This is a genomic window from Oscillatoria sp. HE19RPO, assembly GCF_024220515.1.
GTDB lineage: Bacteria > Cyanobacteriota > Cyanobacteriia > Cyanobacteriales > Laspinemataceae > Laspinema.
This window is the reverse complement of the sequence record NZ_JAMXOT010000108.1, coordinates 1-10,884: the sequence shown is the minus strand read 5'-3', so window position 1 is coordinate 10,884 and position 10,884 is coordinate 1. Positions and strand designations below refer to the sequence as shown.

7 protein-coding genes and 1 pseudogene are annotated in these 10,884 nt (G+C 48.0%); 2 read left to right on the top strand and 6 right to left on the bottom strand.

Translation table 11 applies throughout. The features are described 5' to 3' along the window. Window positions 1-444: 444 nt before the first annotated feature. Complete coding sequence (locus NG833_RS10740) at window positions 445-1,449, bottom strand: RNA polymerase sigma factor, RpoD/SigA family (RefSeq protein WP_256555907.1); 1,005 nt, start codon at window positions 1,447-1,449, stop codon at window positions 445-447. A 1,705-nt stretch (window positions 1,450-3,154) separates the two neighbouring features. Between NG833_RS10740 and NG833_RS10735 the strand changes: the two genes are divergently transcribed. Beyond that, window positions 3,155-4,705, top strand: coding sequence for a hypothetical protein (locus NG833_RS10735; RefSeq protein WP_254565284.1), 1,551 nt, complete (start codon window positions 3,155-3,157; stop codon window positions 4,703-4,705). Between the two features lie 384 nt (window positions 4,706-5,089). Here the strand turns inward: NG833_RS10735 and NG833_RS10730 are convergent, their stop codons facing one another. The 4 genes from NG833_RS10730 to lipB all read right to left on the bottom strand — a co-directional run bounded on the left by NG833_RS10730 (window position 5,090) and on the right by lipB (window position 9,146). Further along, window positions 5,090-5,839: an ABC transporter ATP-binding protein gene (locus tag NG833_RS10730; protein WP_375293901.1), complete on the bottom strand. Its 750-nt coding sequence runs from the start codon at window positions 5,837-5,839 to the stop codon at window positions 5,090-5,092. Window positions 5,840-6,066: 227 nt separating this feature from the next. After that, window positions 6,067-7,248, bottom strand: a complete 1,182-nt coding sequence (locus NG833_RS10725; protein ID WP_254565283.1) for an FtsX-like permease family protein — start codon at window positions 7,246-7,248, stop codon at window positions 6,067-6,069. 466 nt (window positions 7,249-7,714) lie between these two features. Beyond that, window positions 7,715-8,074: a hypothetical protein gene (locus NG833_RS10720; RefSeq protein WP_254565282.1), complete on the bottom strand. Its 360-nt coding sequence runs from the start codon at window positions 8,072-8,074 to the stop codon at window positions 7,715-7,717. A gap of 355 nt (window positions 8,075-8,429) precedes the next feature. Then, complete coding sequence (lipB, locus tag NG833_RS10715; protein WP_254565281.1) at window positions 8,430-9,146, bottom strand: lipoyl(octanoyl) transferase LipB; 717 nt, start codon at window positions 9,144-9,146, stop codon at window positions 8,430-8,432. Between the two features lie 782 nt (window positions 9,147-9,928). Here lipB and hpf point away from each other — a divergent pair. Then, on the top strand, window positions 9,929-10,570 hold the full coding sequence (gene hpf, locus NG833_RS10710) for a ribosome hibernation-promoting factor, HPF/YfiA family (protein ID WP_254565280.1): 642 nt from the start codon (window positions 9,929-9,931) through the stop codon (window positions 10,568-10,570). 101 nt (window positions 10,571-10,671) lie between these two features. Here the strand turns inward: hpf and NG833_RS10705 are convergent. Continuing rightward, window positions 10,672-10,884: pseudogene (locus tag NG833_RS10705) on the bottom strand (photosystem II q(b) protein); the annotation flags it as partial.

Genomic DNA, 10,884 nt, shown 5'->3' with positions numbered 1-10,884 from the left:
CAATGCTTGCGCCCCTGGGGCGCAAGCATTGCGCCCCTACATTGACTTCGTTGAGCATTCACTACGAACGAACGTTTTGGAGATTTTATTTTTTGGAGTTCCCTTAATCGTAAAGTAATACCAAATCCGGAGTTCAAAAGTCGGTTTTCGCTTTTAGCCCGCGCAGGCACCGCTTCGTCCGCAAGTGCCTCCGGGCTTTCTAAGCGGAACGCTACGCGAACAGCCTGCGGGTTTTCACAGACCTTGAGTAACCGGATTCCGTATAAGCCCCCCATTCCCCATCAACCAAGGACAAATGACAAATGACAAATGACAAATGACCAAGGACAAATGACCAAGGACAAATGACCAAGGACAAATGACCCCCAAAAAACACAGAAGGGGACCTCCATAGATCCCCTTCCGCATCTTCAACGCCAATAGCCTATTGCTATTAGCCATAGGTTAGCTGGCTAAATACTCTTGGACATTCGCTCGTCTGCGCCGCAGATGTGCCAGAGCTTGATGTTCGAGTTGGCGCACTCGTTCGCGACTCAGATTGAGCTTTTCACCGACTTTGGCTAGGGACAATTCTCGCCCATCTTTCAGGCCAAATCGCAAAATAATCACATCGCGCTGCTGAGTGGTTAGTTCGGCCAAAAGGCTCTCTAAGTCTTCCCGCAGCAATTCTTGGGTGATGTAATTTTCTGGAGAAGCGTCTGCGTCCTCTAGGAGGTCTTGCAGTTCGGTGTCTTGGTTATCTCCCACTCGCAGATCCAGGGAAACTGGCTGACGTGCCATTAAGAGATATTCCCGAATCTGTGCCGGTTCTAACTCTAGGGCTTCACCAATCTCGGAAGGAGATGGACTCCGCCCTAAGTTTTGGGTGAGTTCCCGTTGCACTTTTTTGATTTTGTTGAGTTTTTCGGTGATGTGAATCGGCAGGCGGATGGTCCGCGCTTGTTGGGCGATCGCCCGAGTAATCGCTTGCCGAATCCACCAGTAGGCGTAGGTGGAGAATTTATATCCCCGCATCGGGTCGAATTTCTCTACACCGCGCTCTAATCCGAGGGTTCCTTCTTGGATCAAGTCCAGGAATTCTAGGTTGCGCTTTTGGTATTTCTTGGCGATCGCCACGACTAAGCGCAAGTTCGCTTCAATCATCTTTTGCTTGGATCGCCGACCGATTTTGACCAAGTTCTTGAGCTCTGCGACGCTTTGTCCAACCGCCTCGGCCCATTCTTCTTCCGTAGGTTCGCGTTTGAGCTTCTTCAAGAGCGCTTCTTTCGCTTCCAAAAACGCCATCATTTGCTGCACTTGCTTCCCAAAAACAATTTCTTGCTCGTGGGTCAGCAGCGGCACACGACCAATTTCATGTAAATACGAACGAATGGTATCAGTAGAATCGCTTTGTCGTGCGCCCATATAAGTTTGCTTAACAGTAGTTGGCCGAGATTTGATTGTGGGCATTTTGCAGTTCTCCAAACGAAATACATTCTTATGCGTAGCAAGCACTCGCCCCACTCAACGGGTAGCATTTCGCGGTTTGGTCTCACTGACTGGGTTACATCCTCCTCGCGATTTGGGTCAGGGCCTTACAGATGCCTGTTCGGGGGGGCTTATCCGCTGCACCAGACCGGGGGTGATGCCTAGTCAACTCAAAGTCGTTATGATTTTGACTTCTTCTATCTTATGTCAGATCTACAATTGAGTAAAGGGTTATTGAGATTAGAGTCAGTCCTGGTCACCTTAAAGTTTCCTTAATATTCCCGTTCCCCGGGTCAACGAGGATTTGAGCGCTCCAATCCAAGGGCAGTGAAAGAAGAGGGATTTGAGATTTCAACTTAGAAACTAGGGGATAGGTGTTAACCGTTAAACCCCCTAGGATCGCGTTTCTAGTTTTAGGTCTGTTGTGCCAATCTACTTCCACGATATTCTCCTCTATTTACAGATCGTGCACTATTTCACTCGCCTTTGACAGCGGCTTAAACAGGGCAATCCCCGTACTTTTAAACCCGAGTAACAGGGGGTTTTCCCCACTGAATGAGAGAGTTTGCTACTTAGTAGACTGAGTTTACCACCTACCTTTCTTGACCTGAATCCTGCTGCGGGAGTAGGCAAGGGTATAAATTTTGTAGAAAAACTTTACTTCTAGCTTGTTCGCAAATGCGTCCCGCTGTGACTGGATGAGTCTCCTTTCCTTTTGGACTGGGTTTGAAGGTGTGGGGTTCACTCAAAGAGCATCTCTATCTCTCTACAGAGTGATGTTCTTTGTGGTGTTCCTTCGTTAGGGGCAAGCCCCTCTCTCTATGCTACAACAATAATACAACCTTGACAATCAGCAAAAATACTCAGACGGTTAGAGAAAAAACTACGGGTAAGGCGATCGCCGATTGATTTTTGTACCCAAAGCCTCTTTCACCGAAGCCTCAGTTTCAACGAGAGAACCCTTGATTTCTCCTGGCGGGCTTAAACTCTTGCATTAGTTTATAAACACCTGCATTCCTTTGGATAAAACGTCCTTCCAGAGAGTTAATCGCGTGAGAAACTCTCTATACATGAGCTTACCCAGTTTCTTCCGAAAAAACTACACCGATCGCCATCAACTAAAATGATATAATTCATCCAAAATACTTCTGAATCAAAAGAAAAATTTATCAATCCCCCTTCTGGGAGGAAAAAAAGAGTAAAACCCAGAAAAAAACCTCTATCTATTGGCATAGATTTTCCTAAACCAACCGTTGCCAAGTCGAGACTCAACTTGCCGATCCTCCGTCTGAGGCCCCTAGCCCTTCCCCTCCCCCGTGAATCAAGAGTTCTCCTTGCTCCTTCTGACAGGCATTGCTCACTGGAGATTCTAGTTCCGGGTGCCTTTATCTGACTCGATTGCCCTTCCCAACCCAGTGTCAGGCTCTGCGATCGCCAGCAACCCTCCTCATCCGGGATCGGCAATGGCGCTATCCCACTGGACTTGAGCGGTTCGCGACTTGAGCTTGTGAACCGTCAGCACAAGGCAGTGCTTTGGTTTAAAAGGGATTGAAGATTTTAGCCTGGAAAGTTCTCTATAAAGCGCCCTGGGACCGCAGCAACCTCAAACGATCGCCTCAAGCCCGTTTCAAAAATCTAAAATGGTATGATGCTCTTGTCTTAAACCAATCAAAGCCTTGAACCATCTGTGAAACCAAGCATTCAACTCATTTTTAAGGGGGTACAGGAATTGGGGCGGTGGGTTCTGGTGGTCATCTGGAACCTGCTGGTTAATCTGTTTTGGCTGGGGATTCAGCTAATTGAATTGTTGCTGTGGGCATTTTCAGAACTCCAGATGTGGATACAGCGACTGCTCAAGCAACTCCAAAAAGCGATCGCCCACAGAGATTTCATGATTTTACTCCTCCCCTTCAAATGGCTACTACTGGGGATTTGGCAATTTGCCTTTCAAACCTTCTGGTTGTCGATCCATCTGATGGAATTGATTGTCTGGTATATTACCCATTTGCCAACCCTAGCCCGCACCGTTCCACCCTGGGGAAATTCTATTGGTAAATCAGGCATTTCTAAACCTAGGCTACAGTCAATTCCCCCGGAGGATCCGCCCCGGAAGCCACAAGGGAAACTGCCGCAAGATGTGTATCGGGCGATCGCATTAATTGCCATCTGCCTAGCCGTCCTTCCCTTGGTAACATTCGTCCCCTTTCCCCTTCCCTTTGCAGGCAGTCTCCTGGTAGAAGAACTCAGCTTTAAATATGGAGAATCACCCCAAACTGTTGTCTTATTTCAAGGGATAAACGGGTTGCGTCAAATGGCGATCGCCGGTGAACAAAGCTTCACTTTAACCGGACGATTTGAGAATGCCAACGATCCGCGATTGAATCAGTTATCCAGCCTCACAGTTGATCTACCCACTGCCGAGAGTGAATGGGAAATCACCCCCGTTGAAGCCGATCGCCGCAGTGAACTGACCCTCAGACACTTGTGGTTACGACAACATACCTTAGTCGAACAGTTCAGTTATGATGGCAGTCGTCTCCAATTTGTCTTACAACCGGCAATTCGTCCCAATGTGCTAGAACTAGACTTCGGCAATCAGCCGTTGCAGGTGAGTTTACGAGGATATCAAATTACCGAACTTCAGTCTGGTAGTAATCGCCCCAACCCCGATACGCCTTTAGAATTTACCTGGATTCCCGAGGAAACCGGGCTAACTTTAACGTTAAGAGAGCAAGCAGCGATCGCGGCGATTGTTCCAGAACCCGCGCCTCAATGGATACCGGGTAATCTGAATGTGGAAGATGTGCGATTTTACCGCAGGCAACCCGCACAAACGGCTACAGATCCACCGATCTATGAGTCTACTGCGATCGCTGGTCAGATTCGGATGGCAAAGCAATCACTCCAAATATCACAAAACGATTTTTTAATGGGAGAAACCGCCGGGGATTTAGAGATTCAAAACCTGGATAGAATCGCACTTGTCCCCTATAGTCCCGAAGAAAATACTAAAACAGGCATTCAAGTCGGATTTTCAGGAACCGCAACCCAGATTCAAGTCGGTCCCAAACCCACGGTTCCAACCCAGAGCATACAGGGTCATTTCTTGAATCAATGGTTTTCGCCCGAGACTTTGTTAGTTTTAATTCCAGTCTGGGTAGGCTGGGTGGGGTTTTTAATCTATTGGGGGATTAAGAATTTCTCAAAAATTGTGAATGATTTCTCAAAAATTGTGTGAATTGGGGCTAAAATAACGGCGAAAGCCAAGGGAGGATTTTGCTCCCTTGGCTAAATTCTAAATGCTATCGAGACATCGGATTGATACGGAATCCGCTGTTCAAAGGTCTATAAAAATGAATTGTAGGGGCGCAATGCTTGCGCCCTCAATTGGGCGCAAGCATTGCGCCCCTACAAATACTTGACGCGGCTCGTTTTTATAGACTTATCAGTATTGCGAAATGGAGTATGAGATGCGCTCTATCCCATTATCTGTAGCAGTTTGAGCCTCATAGAATTAAGGAGTGGGAGCATCTTGCTCCCTACGGCTATCAGGGAGCAAGATGCTCCCACTCCTTAAGTGTAATTTGCTAAATTGCTGTAAGACGCACTATAAAACCTAACTTTAAGCGGAAGTGGGTTTTTGTAATTCCCCATCTTCCAGATAGAGAATGCGATCGGCCACATCCAGAATACGCGGATCATGAGTCACCATGAGAACCGTACTGCCTTCTTCTTTTGCCAATTTGCGAAGCAGTTCGATCACAGCATGACCACTATGAGAATCTAACGCTGCCGTGGGTTCATCGGCCATAATCAACTGAGGATGACCGGCCAAAGCGCGGGCGATCGCCACCCGTTGTTTTTGTCCCCCAGATAAATCCCGAGGCAACTGATTAACCTTCTCTCCCAAACCCACTTGTTCCAAAAGATGCTGCGCTTCGAGGTGAGCATTGCGTCCCCGAATTCCTTTCAAATTCAGCGCCACTTCCACATTTTCTGTAGCAGTCAGTGCAGGAAATAAATTAAACCCTTGAAAAATAAAGCCAATATTATCGCGACGAAACCGGGATAATTCAGCCCGGGACATCCAGGTAATTTCTTCCCCGAGTAACTTAACCGTTCCCGCTGTTGGGGTTAGCATCCCAGCCAAAATTGAGAGCAAAGTTGTTTTGCCCGAACCCGATGGTCCCATTAAAAGTTGAATATCTCCGGGACGGACTTCCAAATCAATCCCTTTGAGAGCATGAAACTCCTCGGAACCTGACTCGAAGACCATCTTGACGCCTCTAGCTTTAATTGCACCCATTGCTGTCGATGCCGCTGTGGATGCGACTAACGACGGTGCAATAACCTGAGTGGAGAGATTTCCCATAGATTCATTAAAGTTTAGTGAAGCAGTCATTCGTCTCAATGTTTAGTGAATATGCTATAGACGGTAGGCTGTGATAGCAAAACAATCAGGATTTAGAAGTTTATAGGATGCCCGATCGCATTTTGGCAGTCGCCCATCCCTCTAGTCTCATTGTCTGTGCCACTTTTAAAATCGTCATCCCCCAATGGGTCTGAGTAATTATGCCCAATCCCCCTGATAATTGCAACCTAGGCTTTAAAAACAATCGCCGGATCGACTCGATTAATTTTCTGAATCGCAAAAATTGCCGAAGATACACACATCACCACCGTAATCCCAAATACCCCAACCGCAGTTCCCGGTGAAATCAGGATAGTCAATCCCTGGGCCGCCAGGGCCCAAGATTGGATCCCCCAGCACAGCATCATTCCTGGCAGGTATCCTAACACAGCCATCCACAGCGCCTGCTCAATAATCACCCCATAAATCACGCTCTGGGAGGCCCCCATCGCCTTCAGGGTGCCAAATTCTTTAATGTGATCCGAGACAGAAGCGTACAGAATCTGTCCGACAACCACCATACCAACCATCACCCCCACTCCGGCCCCCAAACTCAGCACAAAGCCAATTCCCGTCCGTTCTTGCCAATAAACGCGGTTGAGTTCGGCCATTTCTTCTTGCGTATAAGCCCGGGTATAGGGCAATGCTTCTTGCAGTCTCTCTTTGAGTTCCTGCAAATTTTCTCCCGGTTCAGCTTTCACCAAAATATAGGTGATCGGATCATCCTCCGTTAAGGGGTCGGGATCCTCTTGAACTTCAGAAGCTGCCTCTTCACTCGGACGAGTCGTCGTGAAGGCATCCGCATTTTCCAAGGACGTGAAAATATAGGGACTCGCCACAATCGATTGAGTATCATGGGTGAATCCCACCACCGTGGCGGAAAATGCCCCGACTTCCACTTTGTCCCCCAGCCATGAGACCTTGAGGGTATCAAAGCTCGCTTCATCCACAAACATGGTGTAGGGTTTGTGGAGGTCGCTTAAGCTGCCTCGGACAATCTGACCCGGTACGAACAGTTCCCCATCGGGGTCAAATCCAAACACCCGGACATGATTAATATGCCCCGTGGAATCTCGCCACAAGGTCCCCTGGACAATCAGCGCTTCCGCCTGGGCGACCCCTTCCAGGTCTTGAGCTTCCCTCAGTCGCTTGTAGGGCATATGGAGGGTCATTTCTAAGGTTTCCATATCCTGGGAAGTGACCCAAATATCTGCTGGAGAATAGTCCACCAGTAAGGCGGTTGAGCGCATGACCCCTTTGAAGATTCCCGTTTGGATGGTAATCAAACTCACCGCAAACATAATGCCCGCTTGGGCAACCAGAAAGCGCGGGAGATCTTCAAATAGGTTTTTTCGGGCTATTGAAGGCATATCAAAAGAATGATGATAAACGAGGGTTAGGTAACAGGGGTTGGGTAACCGGGGTTGGGGGATGGAAAGAGAAAATAGAGAAATTTTCTCGGTAAATAGTGATTGGAGGAGTCTAAATTTCTCCTGCTTTGTTCCCTTTGGATTAAGCCTCTTTAGGGTAAAATGGTTATCTCTTCCTTTAAGGGTTGATGATTTAGAAATCTCTCGGCTTGTTTGTTATTGTAGTCGTGAACTGGAGGAAGTGCTACCCAGTCCTTTGGTCTGCGGGTGAATTGGCCTTCAGTTTCTTCAATGGAATCAGGTGCTCGGAGTGGGGACAAGGTTTGGGAAAGGAAATTGCTTTTGGCTTTGGGCAATGTATGAATTAGGCGGCAGGGCGAACCCTTGAGGCTCGCCCCAGTTGCTAATCGGATTTGAGGTTGATTTAATGCTTTATCTTGCTATTATAACGCAAAAAATCCGAGGGCTAAAGGAATTCTTTTAAAAACTCAAAGGCTTGCTCATCCCAACAGGGTGCGGGAGAGAGGAAGCTCAAACAAAGAAGAACATCGGCTTGGATGGCTTCGATCTCTTCGTCCTCAAACAGTTCGGCTAAGGCTTGAGTATCTCGTTCTTTGAGGGCAGACAAGGGTTCGGCTGCCCCGGTGGAAAACTCAAAGGAATTGGCGGTAAAATCAGGTCTAGGGAACTCTAGGTCTGATTGGGGTTCAATTTTGCTCGGGAAAAAACGCCGCCACCTTCTTGATGGTTTCGCAACGGCTGCCTTTTGACTAAATTCAATGAGTTGGGTGACAAAGGGATCCCTGGAGTTGGTAGATGAACTCATAATTGGGGAAGGGATTTTAAAATTCCCGCGCTTACCCTGAATCAGGTGCGCGGATGTGCAATCAAGCTGATGGGAGAGTTTCTCAAGAGAGGGAGGCGACAATTACAGGGAGTCATGGGCCCTAAAAATGAAGGGCCGGTTGATCCGCTCTGCAATTCTTTATCTTTTCTTAATCTTTAAAGCGCGCTCATCCGACACCGGGGAACCGGCGATCGCTCACCGGGTAACCTGGCGTTGGCTATGAAGCCGCTTTGGGCTGGATGGAACAATGCCGCTTTTGGCTTATCCCCTCTGAGTTTTCTGTGTTGATGCACCCCTAGAAACAGCGATCGCACGAGTTCTGTGTCGATGGCTTTTAAATCGGCTTTGCCTGTGTAGGCAATTTTAACTCACGCAATTCAACGGCAAAAGTCTCGGCAAACCCTGTGGCGAGTTGCTGACGGACGCGATCGGGGTTAATCCCCTCGACAAATTCAGCCAAACTCCCCACGGGTTTGTTGGCAATCCCACAGGGGACAATTTGCTCGAACCCTTTCAAATCTGGGCAAACATTCAGGGCAAAACCGTGCATCGTAATCCATCGACTGACTTTAATCCCGATCGCCGCTATTTTTCGCCCCTCTAGCCAGACTCCGGTCATCCCCTCAATGCGATCGCCCTTTAAGCCATACTCTGCCAACACCTGAAGAATCACCCCTTCTAGCTGCCGCAAATACCAATGCAAGTCCGTCTGGTAATATCGCAGATTCAAAATCGGATACCCCACAATTTGACCCGGACAATGATAAGTCACCTCACCCCCACGTTCCACCCGATGCAGTTCCACGTCGCTACAGGTGGGGTCAAACTTCAGAAATTCTAAACTCGCCCCTTTTCCCAGGGTATAAACCGGAGGATGTTCCAGCAAAATTAAGACATCCTCTAAATCCGGATTGGACCGTCGGGCCGCCACCAGAGACTGCTGCCAGGTCCAAGCCTCCTGATAGGGCAGGCGATCGAGATTGTAGAACCCACAACGCCGACGCGGGGAACTGGTTTCAACAGAATTGGCTAGACTATTACTATAGTTCATCCAAAAAAGCAAGGGGTTTTTGGCAGAATTTTAAACAAATATCAGTGTTGGAATCCGGACAACTACTATAGCCCAGGGTAGCTGGATTGTCATTTCGTAACGTATTGCAACGAATTTTGAAGAGATAACAAAATTCGGTGTAATTCTCAATCCAAGATGGTAGTGTGAAGGGTAAGGAGTTGAATTGCAGCACAGGAGGGGTTTCCCAAAAGCCATCTATTAGAGAACCTACAACACCATTGAGTTGACTGAGCCCGTAGGCTAGATGGCCTTGTCCCCGAGGACAGGATTTCACAGAACCCTCTGACTCAAGTCTCCAAGACTTACAATTTTGGGTCTTGATTGCTATAATCATCTTCATTATCGACAGCAGGTGCTAACCAACTGGCCCATCAGACTTTGAAGCTCGTGCCATCGCAGTTGATGACGAGTGATCCATAGTCCCAGGTGACTCTGGTGACTGAAGGGCGATCGCCCTACCACATTCCCAACCGCGATGCCTGAAAGAGCTGCCGTAATTTCGGGGCAACTCAGGGCAGAGTAAATCCACCCTTTCAAGTGTAGTCAACCTTGATAAGTTTTGGCTCCGTTCTTAAGCGAGCGAAACGCCAAAAACGGGCAAAAGAACTAATGTTAGGAAAGCGGCATTACCCGCCCCGCTTTCCCTCCGTCTATTCTTTAGAAACCGGGCTTGGAGATGCGTATTTCGCGTTTTTTATCACCCCTCCAAACCCTAAACTCTAAATCATTAATACGATGGAGTCTTCAGTGGGAAGATTGATATGAAGCTTGTTATCCACGGCAAAAATATTGAAATAACCGAGGCCATTCGCGAGTACGTCAACCAAAAGGTTGAAAAAGCAGTGAGTCACTTTCAAAACTTGACCACAGAAGTAGACGTTCATCTGTCTGTGGCCAAAAATCCTCGGAACAATTCTAAACAAACTGCTGAAGTAACCATTTTTGCAAATGGTACCATCATTCGCGCTGAAGAGAGCAGTGAAAATCTATACGCAAGCATCGATTTAGTCGCTGATAAAATCGCTCGCCAATTGCGTAAGTACAAAGAAAAACGTCACGCTCAGAAAGTTCAAGCCCCAGACACCCTGAATGAAGCGCTTCTCGAAGAGCAACCCCTGGTCGAGGACCTGATTGGCGAACGCACCCCCGAACTTCCAGAGCAAGTGGTGCGCACCAAATATTTCGCCATGCCTCCGATGACGGTTCTCGATGCCTTGGAACAACTGCAACTCGTGGATCATGACTTCTATATGTTCCGCAATGCCGACACCGGGGAAATTAATGTGATTTACGAACGCAACCACGGCGGTTACGGCGTTCTGCAACCCCGCAATGGCAATGGTCAAACCAAAAACGGCAAAGCAAACGCTACCGCCAGCAAATCTAACCCAGCCAAAGTTTGACATCCCTTAGCTTGGTTCTGTGATCGGTTGTCAGAACTCTGTCTAGCCCCAAATAAAAAGCGCCCCCAATTTGGAGGCGCTTTTTTTAGTCAAATCTCAGATTAACCATTGATAGAAGGAGCAGTCAAAGCAACCGGAGTCGCTTCACCAGCAGCCAAATCAAGGGGGAAGTTATGAGCATTACGCTCGTGCATCACTTCCATACCCAGGTTAGCCCGGTTAATCACATCAGCCCAGGTATTCACAACACGACCTGTCGAGTCAATGATGGACTGGTTGAAGTTGAATCCATTCAAGTTAAAGGCCATCGTGGA